General features: G+C 66.4%; 15 protein-coding genes. 9 read left to right on the forward strand and 6 right to left on the reverse strand.

Annotated elements, in window-relative coordinates:
• The first annotated feature begins 198 nt into the window (after window positions 1–198).
• The 7 genes from C9F12_RS23035 to C9F12_RS12240 all read left to right on the forward strand — a co-directional run bounded on the left by C9F12_RS23035 (window position 199) and on the right by C9F12_RS12240 (window position 9,662).
• The gene (locus C9F12_RS23035; RefSeq protein ID WP_108133240.1) at window positions 199–933 is read left to right on the forward strand and encodes a GntR family transcriptional regulator; all 735 of its coding nucleotides are present in this window, start codon (window positions 199–201) and stop codon (window positions 931–933) included.
• A 9-nt stretch (window positions 934–942) separates the two neighbouring features.
• Window positions 943–2,079: an N-acetylglucosamine-6-phosphate deacetylase gene (nagA, locus tag C9F12_RS12215; protein WP_108449053.1), complete on the forward strand. Its 1,137-nt coding sequence runs from the start codon at window positions 943–945 to the stop codon at window positions 2,077–2,079.
• The gene (locus C9F12_RS12220) at window positions 2,063–3,082 is read left to right on the forward strand and encodes an SIS domain-containing protein (protein ID WP_108449054.1); all 1,020 of its coding nucleotides are present in this window, start codon (window positions 2,063–2,065) and stop codon (window positions 3,080–3,082) included. Before nagA ends, C9F12_RS12220 begins: the two co-directional genes overlap by 17 nt.
• A gap of 28 nt (window positions 3,083–3,110) precedes the next feature.
• Window positions 3,111–5,684 carry a phosphoenolpyruvate--protein phosphotransferase gene (ptsP, locus tag C9F12_RS12225; RefSeq protein ID WP_108449055.1) on the forward strand — a complete coding sequence of 858 codons (2,574 nt, stop codon included), beginning with the start codon at window positions 3,111–3,113 and terminating at the stop codon, window positions 5,682–5,684.
• Window positions 5,681–7,393, forward strand: a complete 1,713-nt coding sequence (gene nagE / locus C9F12_RS12230) for an N-acetylglucosamine-specific PTS transporter subunit IIBC (protein WP_108449056.1) — start codon at window positions 5,681–5,683, stop codon at window positions 7,391–7,393. The genes ptsP and nagE overlap by 4 nt, the downstream gene beginning before the upstream one ends.
• 166 nt (window positions 7,394–7,559) lie before the next feature.
• A complete protein-coding gene (locus tag C9F12_RS12235; RefSeq protein WP_108449057.1) occupies window positions 7,560–8,363 on the forward strand; it encodes a Cof-type HAD-IIB family hydrolase in 804 nt (267 codons plus the stop codon).
• Window positions 8,364–8,480: 117 nt separating this feature from the next.
• On the forward strand, window positions 8,481–9,662 hold the full coding sequence (locus C9F12_RS12240) for an AGE family epimerase/isomerase (RefSeq protein ID WP_108449058.1): 1,182 nt from the start codon (window positions 8,481–8,483) through the stop codon (window positions 9,660–9,662).
• Window positions 9,663–9,724: 62 nt separating this feature from the next.
• On the opposite strand, the gene C9F12_RS12245 is transcribed toward C9F12_RS12240, so the two are convergent.
• The 6 genes from C9F12_RS12245 to C9F12_RS12270 all read right to left on the reverse strand — a co-directional run bounded on the left by C9F12_RS12245 (window position 9,725) and on the right by C9F12_RS12270 (window position 16,890).
• Window positions 9,725–10,795: a TIGR01620 family protein gene (locus tag C9F12_RS12245; protein ID WP_108449059.1), complete on the reverse strand. Its 1,071-nt coding sequence runs from the start codon at window positions 10,793–10,795 to the stop codon at window positions 9,725–9,727.
• Window positions 10,792–12,183, reverse strand: a complete 1,392-nt coding sequence (locus C9F12_RS12250; RefSeq protein WP_108449060.1) for a YcjX family protein — start codon at window positions 12,181–12,183, stop codon at window positions 10,792–10,794. Before C9F12_RS12250 ends, C9F12_RS12245 begins: the two co-directional genes overlap by 4 nt.
• 20 nt (window positions 12,184–12,203) lie before the next feature.
• Window positions 12,204–13,406 (reverse strand): MFS transporter, encoded by a 1,203-nt coding sequence (locus C9F12_RS12255; protein WP_108449061.1) that lies wholly within the window; start codon window positions 13,404–13,406, stop codon window positions 12,204–12,206.
• A gap of 52 nt (window positions 13,407–13,458) precedes the next feature.
• Window positions 13,459–14,478, reverse strand: coding sequence for a helix-turn-helix domain-containing protein (locus C9F12_RS12260; RefSeq protein WP_240184245.1), 1,020 nt, complete (start codon window positions 14,476–14,478; stop codon window positions 13,459–13,461).
• A gap of 218 nt (window positions 14,479–14,696) precedes the next feature.
• Window positions 14,697–16,292: a solute:sodium symporter family transporter gene (locus C9F12_RS12265; RefSeq protein ID WP_045992933.1), complete on the reverse strand. Its 1,596-nt coding sequence runs from the start codon at window positions 16,290–16,292 to the stop codon at window positions 14,697–14,699.
• A gap of 379 nt (window positions 16,293–16,671) precedes the next feature.
• A complete protein-coding gene (locus C9F12_RS12270) occupies window positions 16,672–16,890 on the reverse strand; it encodes a hypothetical protein (protein WP_045992932.1) in 219 nt (72 codons plus the stop codon).
• Window positions 16,891–16,992: 102 nt separating this feature from the next.
• On the opposite strand from C9F12_RS12270, the gene C9F12_RS12275 reads away from it, so the two are divergent.
• Both C9F12_RS12275 and C9F12_RS12280 read left to right on the forward strand, forming a co-directional pair.
• A complete protein-coding gene (locus C9F12_RS12275) occupies window positions 16,993–17,547 on the forward strand; it encodes a DUF924 family protein (RefSeq protein WP_108449062.1) in 555 nt (184 codons plus the stop codon).
• 244 nt (window positions 17,548–17,791) lie between these two features.
• The gene (locus C9F12_RS12280) at window positions 17,792–18,031 is read left to right on the forward strand and encodes a GlsB/YeaQ/YmgE family stress response membrane protein (RefSeq protein WP_045992930.1); all 240 of its coding nucleotides are present in this window, start codon (window positions 17,792–17,794) and stop codon (window positions 18,029–18,031) included.
• Window positions 18,032–18,037 lie beyond the last annotated feature (6 nt).

The following is an 18,037-nucleotide window of genomic DNA, read 5'->3' on the forward strand; positions in this document are numbered from 1 at the left end:
CACCGATTCCTGCGCGGCATCCTTGCTACGCCTCCTTTCGCTCCCGTGGGAATACCTCGGTAGAGGAGTTGAGGGGGCGTGTGGGTCGCCGTGAAATGCACAGTCAGGGTTCGACCAATGTGGTATTAGATTGGTATTCAATTGGTCTCTAGGTGGAGCTATAGTGGTTATCACCAAGCTCCCAGGGACCACGCCGCCATGGATTCACGATTCGAGCACCTGCACCTCGACGCCTCGCTTGCCACGCCACTGTACCGCCAGCTGGCCAACGGCCTGGAGGCGGCCATCCGCAGTGGCAGCTGGCGCGCCGGAGAGGCGCTGCCGTCGGAACGCAACCTGGCCGAGGCGTTGGCGGTGTCACGCATCACGGCGCGCAAGGCCCTCGACCAGCTGGAGGAAAGCGGCCTGATCCGACGCGACCGCGGCTCCGGCACCTTTATTCGTCCCAGCATGGATCAGCCGCTGACCCGACTGGCGAGTTTCAGCGACATGCTGATCCAGCGGGGGTTTTCGCCGCGCTCCGAGTGGCTGCGACGCGAGCGCTGCCAGCCGAGCTCCGAGGAGAATCTGCGCCTGGGATTGTCGAGCAATGCCCAGGTGTCGCGACTCAAGCGTCTGCGTCTGGCCGATGACGTGGTGATGGCGGTGGAGGAGAGCTGCCTGCCGGTCACGGTGCTGCCGGACCCCATGGCGGTCGACGTCTCGCTGTATCAATGGCTCGAGCAGGCTGGTCGCCCCATCGTGCGTGCCCGTCAGCAGGTCACCGCGGTCAATGCCGACGCCGAACTCGCCGGGCTTGCCCAGGTGGCCGAAGGCCAGGCTCTGCTCAAGGTGACGCGGCTGGGCTACCTGGCCGACGACACTCCGGCGGAGCTGACCATCACCTACTGCCGTACCGACTACTACGACTTCACCGTCGAACTCGCCCGCTAGGAGACCGCCATGAGTACCGCTCCCACCCGCCTTGCCGGTAACGTGCTGACCCCCGAGGGCTGGCGCCTGGGTGAGATTCGGCTGGAACAGGGCCGGATCGCCGCCATCGAGGGCTCCCCCGTGGACCCCTCTACCAATGATGCCCCTCGGCTGATCCCCGGCTTCGTCGACCTGCACGTGCATGGTGGTGGCGGAGCCGACGCCATGGAGGGGCGCGAGGCCGTCTCGACGCTCGCCCGCACTCACCTGCGGTTTGGCACCACCAGCCTGCTGGCGACCACCATGACCGCGCGCCCGGAAGAGGTGCGTGCGGTGCTGGGCGAGATCTCAGGCTATATGGAAGCCCCGGACCCCGCGGCTTCCCGGGTGCTCGGCGTACACCTCGAAGGGCCCTTCATCAATCCTGGCAAGCTCGGCGCCCAGCCGGCCCACGCCCAGGTCGCCAGCGTCGCTGAAATGGATGAACTGATGGCGTTGGCGCCCATCCTGCTGATCACCCTGGCACCGGAAATCAGCGGCCATGGAGAAGTGATCCGTCACCTCACCGACAAGGGCGTGCGCGTCCAGCTGGGCCATACCCTGGGCAGCTACGAAGAAGGCGTCGAGGCGCTGTCCCACGGCGCCTGCGGCTTTACCCACCTGTTCAACGCCATGACCGCGCTGCACCACCGCAAGCCGGGCATGGTCGGGGCGGCGCTGGCCCACGCCGAGTACGCCGAGATCATTCCCGATCTGCTGCATGTACATCCCGGCGCCATTCGCACCGCGCTGCGCTGCATTCCGCGGCTCTATGCGGTGACCGATTCCACCGCGGCGGCTGGCATGCCCGACGGCGACTACCGCCTGGGCGAGCAGAAGGTGACCAAGTGCCTGGGCGGCGTGCGTCTGGCCGACGGCACCCTGGCCGGCAGCACCCTGACCATGGATCAGGCGCTGCGCAACTTCGTCAGTGTCGGGCTCAGCCTGGCCGAGGCCTCGGATCGGCTGTCGCGCTTTCCCGCGGACTTCCTCGGGCGCCGTGACATCGGTCGCCTGGAGGCCGGGGCCCGCGCCGATATCGTGACCCTCGACCCCGAACTCACCCTTACCTCTGTCCATCTGGACGGTCGTCTTGTCTCTGGAGAATCCCATGTCACTCATGCTTGAAGAGGCGCTGAACGCGCCGGAACGCCTTCGCGGTCAGTTGTCGCGTAACCAGACAGTGCTGCGGGAACTGGGTGATCGCCTGCGTGCCGAGCCGCCGACAGGCGCCGTCACCGTGGCCAGGGGCAGCTCTGACCACGCCGCCAGCTATCTCGCCTACCTGTGCATGCAGACTCGCGGCATTCCGGTGGCTTCGCTGCCGCCGTCACTGTCGACCCTGTCGCGTACGCCCTGGCGATTGGCCGGCCAGCTGTCCATCGCCATCTCCCAGTCGGGCCAGAGTCCCGACCTGGTGGCGAGCCAGGAGGCGCTGAAGCAGGGTGGTGCCACCACCATCGCGCTGGTCAATACGCCGGAGTCACCACTGGGCCGGGCGAGCGATCTGGAAGTGCCGCTGTTTGCCGGTGAAGAGAAGAGTGTGGCGGCCACCAAGAGCTTCCTGGCGACCCTGTCCGCCGGTGCCCAGCTGATGGCCCACTGGAACGAGAGCGCCATGCTGCTGGGGGCGCTCAATGAGCTGCCCGACCGCCTCACCGACGCCGCCGCCCAGGACTGGAGCCCGGCGGTAGAAGCGCTCAAGGACGCCGATCGGCTGATGGTCATCGGCCGCGGTACCGGGCTTGGCATCGCCCAGGAGGCGGCGCTCAAGTTCAAGGAAACCTGCGCCATTCAGGCAGAGCCCTTCAGTGGCGCCGAGGTCAAGCACGGCCCCATGGCGCTGATCGAGCCAGGCTACCCGGTACTGGTGTTCGCCCCCCCCGGCGCCGAACAGCAGGGCTTGCTGGAGCTGGCCGAGTGGCTCGAGAGCGTGGGTGCCAAGGTGCTGCTGGCCGCCGACGACCGTGTGGCCAATCGCCATCTGACATTGACCTCGGCGGGTCACGAGGCGCTGGAGCCGCTGTCGGTAATCCAGAGCTTCTATCCGATGGTGGCCCGCCTGGCCGAGGCTCGCGGTATCGATCCAGATCAACCGAGGCACCTGCGCAAGGTGACCTGCACGCTCTAATCACTACGACAATCATACGGAGCCGATCATGACTTCCAGCAATGTCACTCTGGTGGCGCCGGTCAAGGGGGTGGTAGTCCCCCTGGCCGACGTGCCGGACCCGGTCTTTGCCGAGGGAACCCTCGGCCAGGGCATCGCCCTGGATCCCCTGGGCGGTTGCCTGCACGCGCCCTGCGCCGGCGAGGTGATTCAGTGTGCCCGTACCCATCACGCCTTCACCATCAAGAGCGACGAGGGCGTCGAGGTACTGGTTCATCTTGGCCTCGACACCGTCGCCCTCGAAGGCAAGGGCATCGAGCCCTGCGTCAGCCTGGGCCAGCGCATCGAGGCGGGCGAGCCGCTGTGCTACTTCGATGTGGATCAACTGGTATGCGAGGCGGTATCGCTGGTGACACCACTGGTGGTGCTGGATGCCGGAGGTCGTGAGTGGGTGTCGCTGGACCTGCGTGCCGGCGATATCGTCCAGCGCGGTGATCCGCTGGTGGTGCTGGGCCCCGAAAGGCTTGCCGATGATGTCACCGATGAAGAAGTCAGCGATGGCCAGGTGCTGGAGCGCTCTCTGGTACTGGCGATCGAGTCAGGGTTGCACGCCCGGCCGGCGGCACGCCTGCGTGCCATCGCGCGTGATCACCAGGTGAGCCTGAGCCTGCTGCGCGACGCTCGCACGGCCAGTTCGGATAGTGTCAGCGCCCTGATGAACCTAGGGCTCGAGTGCGGCGACGAGGTGGTCATCAGAGTAAAGGGGCGTCAGGCCGAAGCGGCTCTGGCGGCGGCGATGGCGCTGTTGACCACCCCGGAAGGACATGGCCCAGGACAGGCGGAGGCCGCCACATCATCGGCAGCGCCCAGCGTCGATCTGCCCGCCGGGCAGCTCGCAGGTCTTGTGGCCAGCGCCGGGATCGCGACCGGTCCGCTGGCGACACTGTCGGTCAAGTTACCCGAGGTGCCGCTGGAAGGGCTGGGGCGCAAGCTGGAAAGTCCGCGTCTGAAAGAGGCGCTCGAGCGCGTCGGGCGTCAACTGGAGGCTGCCCGAGAGCGCGCCGAGCGCAGCGGCCAGACCGCTGAGGCGGAGGTGTTCGAGGCGCACCAGGCGTGGCTTGAAGACCCTGATCTGGTGGCCTCGTCGATCAGCCGCCTGGAAGAGGGACTAAGCCCTGGCCAGGCCTGGCGCGAGGCGCTGGACGCCGAGGCCGATCGGCTGCGGGCCACTGGTAACCCCATCTTGATCGGGCGGATCGCCGACCTGCGTGATCTGCAACGCCAGGTGATGCTGGAATTCAGCGAAGGCGAGGGCAGTGGGTTCGGTGATATCACCCCCGGCGCCATCGTCGTCGCAGAAGATCTGACACCGTCCACCTTTGTCGATCTCTGTGCCCTGGCGCCGGCAGGGATATGCCTGGCCGCCGGAGGCACCACCTCCCACGTGGCCATCATGGCCAGGGCCAGGGGAGTGCCGTGCCTGGTCGCCATGGGCAGTGGCCTGATGGAAGCAACCGAGTCGTGTCTGGATCGGGCGGTGGTGCTGGATGCCGACAACGGCCGGCTGGAACTCGAGCCCGACCAGGCGCGCCGCGATCAGGTGGTGGCGGACATCGCCGCCCGTCAGGCGCGTGCCGAGGAAGAACGTGCCGAGGCTCACCTGGAGGTGGTCACCCGGGACAACCGCATGGTCGAGGTGGCGGCCAATATCGGCAGCGCCGAGGAAGCCCGTCAGGCCAGCGACTGTGGCGCCGATGGTGTCGGCCTGATGCGCTCGGAATTTCTGTTTCTGGGGCGTGACGCCGCGCCCGAAGAAGACGACCAGCGCCAGGAGTACCAGGCCAGCGTCGATGCGCTGGGCTCCAGGCCGGTGATCATCCGAACCCTGGATATCGGCGCCGACAAGCAGTTGCCGTATCTCACCCTGCCCGCCGTTCCCAATCCGGCGCTGGGCGTGCGCGGCATGCGCCTGTGGCAGACCCAACCGGCTCTGCTGGACACCCAGTTGAGGGCCTTGCTCGGGGTCAAGCCCTTGCGTCATCTGCGCATCATGGTGCCGATGGTCAGCGACGCCAGCGAACTCGAGTGGGTGCGCGAACGCATGGAGGCCCTGGCCGCCGAGATGCGGCTGACCGAACTGCCGCTGCTCGGCGCCATGATCGAGGTGCCCAGCGCAGCGCTGTGCTCCGCCGCCATGGCCAAGGTCGCGGACTTCCTGTCGATCGGCACCAACGACCTGACCCAGTATGGCCTGGCCATGGACCGTGAGGATCCTCAGCTGGCGGCCCAGGCCGACGTGCTGCATCCCGGAGTGCTGCGGCTAATCCAGGCCACCCTGTCGGGCACCGCCAACCGCTGCCCGGTGGGGGTGTGTGGCGCCGCGGCGGGAGACGACCTGGCCGGCCCGCTGCTGGTGGCCATGGGCGTGTCGGAATTGTCGGTGGAGCCGTCGCGTATCGCTTCGGTCAAGGCCCGCCTGCGCAGGCTTGATGCCGCCGTGATCGCGCGTGAAATCGACACCCTGCTGGCGATGCCCGATGCGGCCTCGGTGCGCAAGGCACTGGCACCGCTGGTGGACGCCGCCCTCGACGTCGAACCCACACCCGAGAGGATCCTGACATGACCACCTCCTTTGGTTCACGCCTGATGGCGGCGCTTCAGCTGCTCGGGCGCTCCTTGATGCTGCCGATCGCGGTACTGCCGGTGGCCGGCCTGCTGCTGCGCCTGGGCCAGCCGGACCTGCTGGACATCGCCTTCGTCGCCAGCGCCGGTCAGGCGATCTTCGCCAACCTGGCGTTGATCTTCGCCATCGGCCTCGCCGTCGGCTTTGCCGACGACAGCAACGGCGCGGCGGGGCTCGCCGGGGTGATCGGCTATCTGGTGCTGGACGCGGTGCTGCAAAGCCTCAACCCCGAGATCGACATGGGGGTGCTGGCCGGCATCATCATGGGTACCGTGGCCGGGCTTCTGTACAACCGCTTCAAGGCGATAAAACTGCCCGACTATCTGGCCTTCTTCGGCGGACGGCGCTTCGTGCCCATCGCCACTGGCCTTGCCGGGGTGGTGCTGGGGATCGCCTTCGGCTGGGGCTGGCCGCCGATCCAGCACGCCATCGACACCCTGGGACACTGGCTGATCGACGCCGGCGCCTTTGGCAAGTTCGTCTACGGTGCGCTCAATCGACTGCTGATCGTCACCGGCCTGCACCACGTGCTCAACAGCTTTGTGTGGTTCGTGTTCGGCAGCTTCGGTGACGCCACCGGTGACCTCAATCGCTTCTTCGCCGGTGACCCGGCGGCGGGTGGTTTCATGGCCGGCTTCTTCCCGGTGATGATGTTCGGTCTGCCGGCGGCGGCACTGGCCATGTACCACACCGCAGACAAGGGCCGTCGCGCCCAGGTCGGCGGGCTCTTGATGTCGCTGGCGCTGACCGCCTTCCTGACCGGGGTGACCGAACCGATCGAGTTCACCTTCATGTTCCTGGCGCCGCTGTTGTACGCCTTCCATGCGCTGATGACCGGGCTGAGCATGGCGATCATGCAGTGGCTCGACGTCAAGCTTGGCTTCACCTTCTCGGCCGGGGCCTTCGACTACGCCCTGTCCTACGGTCTGTCCACCAACGGCTGGCTGATGCTGCCGGTGGGGCTCGCGATCGGTAGCGTCTACTACGTGCTGTTCCGGTGGGCGATCGTACGCTTCGATCTGCCGACGCCAGGGCGTGAGCCGATGGACGAGGGCGTCAAGGTACAGGCCGAGGACCTGGGCGAGCGGGGGCCGGCCTTCGTCACGGCACTCGGCGGTGCCGCCAACCTCGAGGCCGTCGGTGCCTGCACCACACGCCTGCGGCTGGTGCTCAAGGAGCCGGAGCAGATCGACGAGCCGGCACTCAAGGCGCTGGGCTCGCGTGGCATCATGCGCCTCGGCGGAGGTGGCATCCAGGTCATCCTGGGCCCCATCGCCGACAGTGTATCCGATGAGATCCGCGCCGCCATGGCCGCCGAGGGCCAGACCCCGCCGGTGGGCGCCGACCCCGCACCTATCGCCACCGGCGTCCCCAAGGTGGTGAGCGCCAAGAGTCTCAATGACGAGCAGATAGACGCCTGGACCAAGGCGCTGGGGGGCTCGGACAACGTTCGCGCGCTGGAAGCCCGGGCGGCGACCCGCCTGCGCCTGGAGGTCGGCAGCGACGGTGCGCTGGACGAGCAGGCGCTGGCGCAGCTGGGTTGTCACGGCGTGATGCGGGTGGCCGATGGCGTCTGGCACCTGGTGGTGGGCAAGGACGCCGAGGCCCTGGCCGGCGGTCTGCACCAGGCTGGGTTGGCAGCCCGCTGAGTGGTAGCCCGCTGGGTGGCAGGTGGCGAGTGTGATGCGCCCGCCACCTGCGGTCATCTCGCCTTACCGCCAGCGGCGGCACACTTCAGGGTGTGCCGCCGCTGGCGTTCTACGCCTGGCCATCTGGTGTAGACTTCCCCGTTCCCCCTGAAGACCCGGAGTCGCCATGCTGCCTCACCTGATCGTGTCCGACCTCGACGGTACCCTGCTGGGTGCCAACCATGACCTGGCCGAGCTGACCGTCGAGACCCTGCGTCGACTGGCCACCGATGGCCACTGCATCGCCCTGGCCTCGGGCCGTCATCATCGCGACATGATCGGTTTTCGCGATCGCCTGGGGGTGGACGCCCATATCATCTCCAGCAACGGCGCCTGGACACTGGACCCGAACGACCGCTGCGTGCGGTCGGCCCACCTCGCCCCGGAGCTGGTCGAGGCCCTGATCCAGCTGCCGCGTCATCCCGACGTACGCCTCAACATGTACCGCGACGAGGCCTGGGTGATCGATGATCACGCCCCGGGCCTGCTGTCGCTGCACGAGGCCACCGGCTTTGGCTACCGGGTGGAGGGACCGGGAGAGATGGACGTCCAGGGGGTCGGCAAGGTGCTCTATATCGGCGATCCCAGGCTGCTCGCCGAGATCGAGGCCGGCGCGCGTGAAGCGGCAGGCGAGGCGCTGCACATCACCTACTCGATGAGTCACTCGCTTGAGATCATGGCCGCCGGGGTCAACAAGGGCACCGCCGTCTCGGCACTGCTTGACGACCTCGGCATCCCCGCCACCCGTTGCCTGGCCTTCGGCGACAACCTCAATGATCTGGAGATGCTGGCGCTGGCCGGCGAGGCCCAGGTGATGGCCAACGCCCATCCCAGGCTGGCCGAGGACCTGCCCGAGGCCCGCGTGATCGGTCACCACGCCGAGGCAGCGGTGGCCCAGCACCTGCGGCAGCGGTTTGGACTGGACGGCTGACGGGGCGGCCGAGGCAAAGGCAGCGCGCTACACTGAGGCCACACTTGGGGCAGTGGTGGGGCGGCGGCCTAGCGCCGTCATACCGAGGTCTTGCATCCCCTGTAACAGGAGGCAGTGATGAACGGATTTGACCCGATGTTTCTCGATCGCCATGTGCGCGACACCATGGCGTTCTATCATCCGCGGGCGATCGATCCGCACGGCGGTTTCTTCCAGTATTTTCGTGACGATGGCCACATCGTCGACGCAGGACATCGGCATCTGGTCTCCAGTACGCGTTTCGTGGTGACCTACGCTCGCTTTGCTCGCCAGACCGGCAATCCCGAGTATCTGCACTGGGCCCGCCATGGTCTGGCCTATCTCGAAAAGGCCCACTTCCAGACGCGCCATCAGGGCTACGCCTGGACCCTGCGCGATGGAAAGGTCGAAGACCCCACCCATCACTGTTACGGCCTGGCCTTCGTGTTGCTGGCCTACGCCGAGGCCTATCGCGCCGGCATCGATGAAGCCTACGAAGGTATCGGTCGGGTACACGCCATGCTCGACAAGCGCTTCTGGGAACCCCAGTGGCAGCGCTTCGCCGATGAGGCAGATGAGCACTGGAATCTCAGCGACTATCGCGGCCAGAACGCCAACATGCATGGCTGTGAGGCGCTGATCGCCGCCTTCGAGGCCACCGGCGAGACCCCTTATCTGGACCAGGCCATGGCCATCGCCCGCGCGATCACCAAGGCCAGCGATGACCATCCCCATGGCTGGATCTGGGAGCACTACAACCGCCAGTGGCAGCGCGACTTCGACTACAACCGCGACGATCCCAAGCATCTGTTCCGTCCCTGGGGCTATCAGGTGGGCCACCAGACCGAATGGGCCAAGCTGCTGGTGCTGCTGGCACGCTATCGCGATGATGCCTGGTTGATCCCCACCGCCGAGCGGTTGTTCTCGAGCGCCTGCGAAGCGGGCTGGGACAGGACCCATGGCGGCCTGGTCTATGGCCTGGATCTCGACGGGCAGGTATGTGACGGCGACAAGTACTTCTGGGTCCAGGCGGAGAGCTTCGCCGCGGCCGCCGTGCTCTGGGAGGTCACCGGCAAGGCCAGCTATCGACGCTGGTACCAGCGGCTGTGGGACTACAGTTGGCAGCACATGATCGACCACCACCATGGCGCCTGGGTGCGTATCCTGACGCCGGACAATCGTCGTTACGACAACCTGAAGAGCCCTGCCGGCAAGGTCGACTACCACACCATGGGCGCCTGTCAGGAAGTCATGGAAGTGCTCGAGCGGCTGGATCGTTAGGCATCTGTCTTCGGCGCCGGCCGATCCATGTCACGGCCGGCGCTCCACACCGTCCTGGGCCGTCAGGCGTCCTTCTTCGGTGCCTCCATGCGCCTGAGCTGGCGCCACAGATCGCGGCGCAGGTCCGCCACTCGGGGGCGCTCGTCAGGGTCGAAGGCCAGCGGGCGCACCAGACGCTGGGTGCGCAGCCCCAGACGTGCCCCCAGCAGCCCCACGCCGAGGCCCTGGGCGGCGCGGGTGGACAGCCGCCCGGCCAGGTCCAGCGACAGCATCTGCATGCTGGCGTCGGCGGCAAGCTCGGTGGCGCCGGCGAAGGCCATCTGATAGAGCACGCTGCGCAGCAGGCGTACCCGGGCGGCGTAGCCCAGCTCCAATCCGTAGAGTCGGCACAGGCGATCGATCATCGCCAGGTGGCGCCAGGCCACCAGTGCCATGTCGACCAGGGTCAGCGGGCTGACCGCCACCATCACGGCGGTCTCTCCGCTCATGCGCGAGATCAGCCGGCGCGCCTCTCGGTCACGGGGGGCGAGCAGATGGTGGGCCACCAGCGCCTGCAGGTCACGGCCGTCGTGGTGGTCTTCACGGGCGGCCTCGAAGGCCAGCCAATGGGGATCGTCGTCGCCGAGGGCCAGCTGATGCTTGAGCCGTCTGACCATCGACAGTGCGTCCCTGGGGGAGCGCGACGGCAATTCGGCCAGGGATTCACGCAACTGATCGTGGCGCTTGAGGCGCCTGAGGCGAAACAGCTCCCGGCTCAGGGCGAGCCCGCCAAGGCCGATGGTGGCAAGTCCCAGCAGTTGCCAGCCGGTGGCGATCAGGTCACCGCCTGCCAGGGTAGCGGGGACCCCGGTCACCAGTTCGGCGCCGCCCAGTCCCACCGCCGCTCCCAGCACTGCGATCAGGCCCCAGCGGCGCTTGCGTGGGCGTCCCAGAGAACCCTCGAGGTCGACCTTGGCATCGGTTTCCGGCGCCTCGGCCGGGGTCAGCGCTCGGCTATCCAGGTGATCGTCGAAGCGCAGGCCCGGACGCGGGTCACTGAAGGTGGTGTTGTCGACGCCGGCAGTGGAGGGCGCATCGTCGTCATCGGCGAAGCGTACCGCAGGGCGCGGGTCGTCACGGCTATCTCGAGTCATGCGAGCTTGTCTCCAATCAGCCAGTCCAGCGCCAGGTCCATGCGAATATGGGGCAGCGCACCGGTGGTCGAGGGCTGAGGGCGGAAGGCGGTGAAATCGAACCCCTGGCGATCCCAGAAGGCCGGGTCAGGCAGGCGGCTGGGCACCTCGCCGGGGAAGGCCAGCAAGGGCTCGCCTTCCAGGGTGACGCCCTTGAGCGCGGGGGATTTCCTGCCCTGGTGGGTGACCTCGCGGGCCTCGGTGGCGCGAATGGCCGCCAGCGACATGGCCTTGACCGGAATATTGGCGTACTTGAGGTTCTTCAGCGGCTCGGCCAGCAGTGCCTCGAGCAGCCCGACCAGACGGGCATGCTGTTCCGGGGTCACGTGGTCGGCCTTGGTGGCGGCGATGGCGAGGCGGTCGATACGCGGCGTGAACAGCCGCGAGAACAGGCTGCGCTGGCCGTAGTTGAAGCTCTGCATCAGACGATGGAGCGCCTTGGACAGATCCTCGAAGCGTTCCGGCCCGGCGTTCAGTGCCCCCAGCACGTCCACCAGCACGATCTGGCGATCGAAGCGCCGGAAGTGCTCGCGGTAGAACGGCTTGACGATATGTTGCTGGTAGTAGCTGAAACGTCGGGCCAGGGTACGGTAGACGCTGGTCTCGGGCAGCCGTTCGAGGTCCTCAGGCGATGCCTGCTCCAGCCCCGGCAGGGGGAAGAACTGCAGCACCGGGGCGCCGGACAGCTCCCCCGGCAGCAGAAAGCGGCCGGGCTGAAGGTCGGAGAAGCCGGCCTCCCTGGCGGCGCGCAGGCCTTCTGCGTAGCGCTCGCTGATCTCCGCCAGGCGGGCCTCGTCGGCCTCGTCGTCGAGCCGAAGTTCACGCACCGCGCTTTCCCAGTCGGCCAGCATGGCGCGCCTTGCTGGCCCCGCCGCGTCCCATTGGGCGAGGCTCCAGCTCAGGAAGTCGTGGTCCAGCAGCGGCAGGTCGAGCAGCCACTCGCCAGGATAGTCGAACAGGTCCAGGGTCAACTCGGCGGTATCGGGTCGCAACCACTGCTGGCGACCGGGGCGATAGCGAATCTTCAGGCGCAACTCGCTGATGCCACGGGTGGGCTGGGGCCACTCGGGAGGCGTGCTCTCGAGGCTGGCGCGGGCTCGGTCGAAGGGAAACCTGGGGACCGCGAGATCCTGCTGGGAAACGCGCTGGGCGCCCAGCAGGCGCCCCTCGCGGCTGGCCGAGAGCAGGTCGAGCCGCGCCTCGAGCCCGGCGTGACGCAACTGGTCCACCAGGGAGGTCAAGAATGCCGTCTTGCCGGCCCGAGATAGCCCGGTCACCGCCAGACGCAGCTGGCGGTCTCGGCCGCGCTCGATCAGGTCCATCAGATCACGGGTCAGGTCCGTTGGCATTGCCACTCCGTCGGTGAAAGTTATTCCTTAATCTGGGGGCGACCGGCGTCAAAGGCAAGACGCTGCGCCGCGATCAGTATCAGCGGCAGGGCAGCCATCGGCAACAGCCACAGATTGAGCGTCTGCCAGCCCAGCCACTGGATCAGCGGGCCGGCCGCCAGGGCGGTGATCGCCGCAGTAGAAAACACCAGGAACTCGTTGGCGGCCTGAACACGGGCCTTTTCTGCGGGCAGGTGACACTCGGTCAGAAGGCCAGTGGCCGGCAGAAAGGTAAAGTTCCAGCCCAGTCCCAGCAGGATCAAAGTGACATTGAAGCCCGCCAGGCTGGAGGGTGCCAGGGCGCTGAGGGCACTGGCGCAAAGCAGCACACAACCCAGCGCGATCATGCGTGTCGTGCCGAACCGCTGGGTCAGTTGGCCGGTGAAGAACGAGGGCGCGAACATCGCCAGCACATGCCACTGAATCGTCATCGAGACGTGGTGAAAGGCGTGGCCATCGGAGGCCATGGCCAGGGGGGTAGCCGTCATGGCCAGGTTCATCACGCCGTAGCCGATCATGGCGGCGAGTACCGCAAGCCAAAGCTTGGGCTGTGCCAGCAGCTCCCCGAGCGGACGTCTCTTGCCATGACGGGTGCTCGGGTCCAGCGGGGGCAAAGGTACCACCAGCAACAGGGCCAGGGCGATGAGGTAGAGCGCTCCCAGGCCGATGAAGCTTCCGAGAAAGGGCGTCGTGACAGCATCCTGACTGATACGCGCAAGCCAGGGGCCGAAGAAGGCGGCCAGCACACCACCGCCCATGACCAGACCGATGGCCCTGTCCCTGGCGCCGCTCGGGGCCAGCTCGATCGCCGCGAAGCGATAGAGCTGACCGAAGCCGATGCCCACGCCAATTGCCATGGTCGCCACGGCGAAGGCGGCGAAGTGATTGGCCAGCAGCGCCAGGTAGGCGGCTACCGTGCCGGCGAAGCCGATCAGGTTGCCGATCACGAAGCCTCGCTTGCGCCCCAATCGGCCCATGATCAAGGAGGCCGGCAGGGTGGCGAGCATCAACCCCAGCCACTGAGTCGCCACCGGCAGGGTGGACAGCCAGGGCGAGGGCGCCAGGCTCTGGCCGATCAGCGGTGAGACGGCGATCAACAGAATGTTGCCGCTCACCAGCAGCGCCTGACACAGCGACAGCAGAAGCACACCGCCGGGGAGGCGGGATGAAGTCACAGGGGGCATGGCGGAGTCTCCGGTAATGAAGGTCGTGGATAAAAAAGACTGAGGCGGTAGCTCAGCGATGGTTCGCTGAATCGGCGCCGAAGCGCGCACGGTAGACCGATGGCGAAACGCCATAGTGGCGATGGAACTGGCGTCTCAGTTGTTCGCTGGTGCCCAGGTGCCAACGTGAAGCGAGGCGTTCCAGCGAGGTTTCGCCACGCACCAGTTCGCGCCGAGCCGCCTCCAGGCGCAGTCCGGTGAGGTACTCGCCGGGACTGGTGTCCAGGTGGTGGCGAAACAGCCGGGTCAGGTGGCGTGGGGTGATCTTCAGGCTGTCGGCCATGTTCTCCAGATCGAAGGAGCCGCCGGGGTCGGCGTGCAGCCGATCGATCAACGGGCGCAGACGGGGGCCGCAACGATGCTGGCGAGACAGCAGTTCGCTGAACTGGGACTGGCCGCCGGGGCGATGGAGGAACATCACCAGTTCGCGGGCCACCGCTGCGGCGGCTTCTGCGCCCAGATCACTCTCGACCAGCGACAGCGCCAGGTCGATGCCGGCGGTGACCCCGGCGCTGGTGTAGCGCCCGCCGTCATGGACGTAGAGCGCATCGGCCTGGACTCTTACCTGCGGAAAGTCGTCGGCAAGCCGTCGACAGTGGCGCCAGTGGGTGGTGGCGCTGCGTCCGTTAAGCAGGCCCGCATCGGCAAGCAGGAAGGCGCCGGTGCAGACGGCGCCCAGGCGCCCGAGGTGCGGCGCCACCCGCGTCAGTCGTTCGCGCCAGCGCTGTTGCTGGCACTGGACGAAGACGCCGTGGCCCCCGGCGATGAGCAGGGTGGTCAGGTCGCGGCCGTTGCCGCCAGCATCGGGGGCCTCGTCGAGTTCGCTCTCCCACCCTTCCCAGTCAAGATCCGGCAGCAGTCGCAGACCGCCGTTGGTGACCAGTTCGCTCGCACTTCGGCCGATCAGACGTAGCCGGTAGGCAGTCTTGCCCAGCACGTCGTTGGCGCTGGCGAAGACCTGCCAGGGGCCGCTGACGTCGAGCATCTGACAGTCGGGGTAGGCCAGCAGGGCGACGTTTCGAGTCGTGGTCACGATGGGGGCTCCAGAGAAGGGGGGACGCACCTGACAACGGCGCGACAGCGAATCTCTGGAGTCTGGGGGAGGTCAGGAATGTCGGCAAGGACCATTACCCCACCGATATGGACATATGGTGTCCACAACGACGACGCCCCGCCTTGACAGGGCGGGGCGTCGCGGTCAGAGCAGACCGTGGTGACGGTCAGGTTCTGGTCCGTCGGAGATCGGGAGCATCAGCCGGCAAAGGCCAGGTAGATGGCGATGACCAGGATGACCAGCACGATGCCCGCCGGCACGGCGCCCTTCCAGGGCGTCAGGTCGACGGCGCCCACGTCCTCCTGCTTCCAGGCCTCGGCGCGCGGGCGCAGCTTGCCGATCACCAGCATCAATGCCACCAGCAGCACGAACACCAGGGCGACGAAGTGGAACTCGTGCATGATCACCGGCAGCTTGTTGAAGGGCGGGATGAAGTAGCCACAGAAGATGGCCAGACAGCCACCCACCAGGGCGATCTTGGCCGCCATGGGGGGCACACGACGGGTCAGCAGGCCGACCACCACCACCGCCAGGATGGGGATGAAGTAGATGGCGTTCATCTTCTGCAGGTAGCCGAACAGGCTTTCCTGACCGGCCAGCAGCGGCGCGATGATCATCGCGGAGATGGCCATGATCCAGCCGAACACCTGGCTCGACTTGACCACTTGGGCCTCGGTGGCGTCCTTCTTCAGTACCGCCTTGTAGAGGCCCAGACTGAACAGGGTGGTGGTGGAGTTCAGCGCCGAGTTGAAGGAAGACAGGATGGCGCCGACCATCACCGCGGCGAAGAAGCCGGTGAGCGGCGCCGGCAGCACGTTGAACACCAGGTGGCCGTAGGCCGCGTCAGCCTTGACGCCCTGATCGGCGTACAGGTGGTAGGCGATGATGCCCGGCAGGACCAGGTACAGGGGCCCCAGCAGCTTGAAGAAGCCGGTCAGCAGCACGCCCTTCTGGCCCTCGGCCAGGTTCTTGGCGGCGAAGGTCCGCTGGATGATCTGCTGGTTGGTGGTCCAGTAGAAGACGTTGATCAGGAAGACGCCGGTGAACAGGGTGAAGAAGGGGACGCTCTGCTCGCTGCCACCGATGGAGTTCATCTTGTCGGGGTTGGATTCCTTGAGGATCTCCCAGCCGGCGAGCACACCGCCGCTGTCGCTGACCGCCTGAAGGCCGAAGTAGACGATCACAAAGCCACCGATCAGCAGGCCGACGCCATTGAGGGTATCCGACACGGCAACGGTGCGCAGGCCCCCGAACAGGGCATAGATGGAGCCGATGATGCCGACGATCCACACCGTCAGCCACAGCAGGGTGGTGCTGGATTCGATGCCGGTGAGCCCGGACAGGTCGAGCATGCCCTGCAGGCCGATGGCGCCGGAGTAGAGGATGATCGGCAGCAGTACCACCGCGTAGGCGATCAGGAAGATCACGTTGGTGATCAGCTGGGTGCCCTTGTCGAAGCGAATCTCGAGCAACTGGGGCAGGGTGGCGATGCCGCTTTTCAGAAAGCGCGGCAGGAAGAACAGCGCCAGCGCCACCAGCGCCATGACCGCCACCACCTCCCAGGCCATCACGCTGAGGCCATCGGTGAAGGCGGAGCCGTTGAGGCCGACCATCTGCTCGGTGGACAGGTTGGTCATCAACAGCGAGCCGGCGATCAGCGGGAAGGTCAGGCTGCGGCCCGCCAGGAAGAAGCCGCTGGTGCTTGAATGGTCGTCACGGCGGGTGATGCGCCAGGTGATGAAGGCGACCAGTCCTGTAAAGAACAGGAAGGACGCGAAGGTGAGTAGGGGCATGGTGTCATCCTTGCGGTCGTTGTCCGGTGCGGCGTGGTCGTGAGCCACCTCCCAAAGGGGGCATGGCGATTACCGCACTTGGGTCGATGTCCGTGCCGAGCGCCAGCTGGCAGGCCAGTGGCGCCGACACCCAGGAAGTATCTTTGCAGCGCTTGCGTCATCCTGCCCGCTGCAGTGCATCTTTTGGCGCTGAAGCAGCGCGGGTTCGCGCAGTGTCGCATTGACGTCAAGTCGGTGGAAATTCCGAAAGTCTTCGTCTTTTTCCAGAAAGACGTCGAACTTAAAGGATTAAGTTAACCGACGGTTGCGTATTCCAACTACGTGATCGCAAGTCTAATCGGCTCTCCGTGGCGAGCCATACGTCTTTTGTCGCAGCGGGTCAGTTTGGTGGAGCTGCTGAAATCGGCACAGGCTCGATGATGCCGAACAGTTGCAGCAGTGTCGGCGTTGCCGCGATGATAAAGCCGCACAGGGCCAGTGCACGACCGGGCCATCGGCGCTGCGGGTGGCGTGCCAGGTGAAGGCCGAGCAGGCAGACCAGCAAGCCCGTGAGATGAAACACCACGGCGAGCGATCGAAGCAGTTCAAACGAGGTCATGGGCTGTCCCTGGGCATCCTGTGGCAGAGGGGCGACGTGGCGGAATCCGCGAGCGAAAGGGCGCGGCCGCCTGGGTCACAAGCGAGCGAAGGGGAGTCTGCCATGACCGACAGGGTGGTGCGAGCCGACGAAGTGATCGAGTTCTGGTTTCAGACGCTGACACCAAAACAGTGGTTTGCCAAGGATGATGCGCTGGATGGCCGTATCCGCGATGACTTCGGTGCGACCCTGGCGGCGGCGGCCGCCGGCGAGACCTGGCAGTGGCGTACCTCGGCCCGCGGGCGGCTGGCGGAAATCCTGGTGCTCGATCAGTTTTCTCGCAACATCTACCGCGGCGAGCCGCGAGCCTTCGCCTGTGACGGTCAGGCCCTGGTACTGGCCCAGGAGGCGGTGTCCCAGCGCGCAGATCGGGTGCTCGATCCTCCCTGGCGAGCCTTCCTGTACATGCCCTATATGCACAGCGAGTCGTTGCGTGTGCACGACGAGGCGCTGCGCCTGTTCGACCAACCGGGACTCGAGCACAACCTGCACCACGAGCATCGCCACCGCGAGGTGCTGGTGCGTTTTGGTCGCTATCCTCAGCGCAATGAGGCGCTGGGACGAGCGTCCACCGCCGAGGAACTGGCCTTTCTTGCCCAGCCCGGCAACCGATTCTAGACGCGACGAAGGGCCTGTCATCGGCGCTGACCCAGCGTCACCGGACGGTATTCGTGCTGTCGCGTCTCACATTACGTGACATATCCCTACTTTCGTATGCATTGATGTAATGGTATAGCTGTGAACGGTGAAGATCGTCCCCGGGCGATCGACGCGGCACCTCGCGCCCTGGTCAAGGGATTTGGTCGAAGGAGCGAGGGTGAATGATTCGCAAGTTTCCATTCAGTGACGAAAGGAGAACGCAATGAGCTTTATCGCGTGGTTGATCATCGGTGGTCTGGCGGGCTGGATCGCGGGCAACATCATGCGTGGCGGCGGCTTCGGCCTGCTCGGCAACATCGGCGTCGGCGTGGTGGGTGCCCTGATTGGCGGCCTGCTGTTCAGCCTGGTGGGGCTGTCCAGCGGCGGCTTTATTGGTTCACTGGTCACAGCGGTGGTGGGTGCCGTGGTGCTGCTGTGGGGTGTGGGCAAGCTACGAGGTTAGCGCGCT

Source organism: Halomonas sp. BN3-1 (assembly GCF_003056325.1).
In the GTDB taxonomy this organism is placed as follows: domain Bacteria; phylum Pseudomonadota; class Gammaproteobacteria; order Pseudomonadales; family Halomonadaceae; genus Halomonas; species Halomonas litopenaei.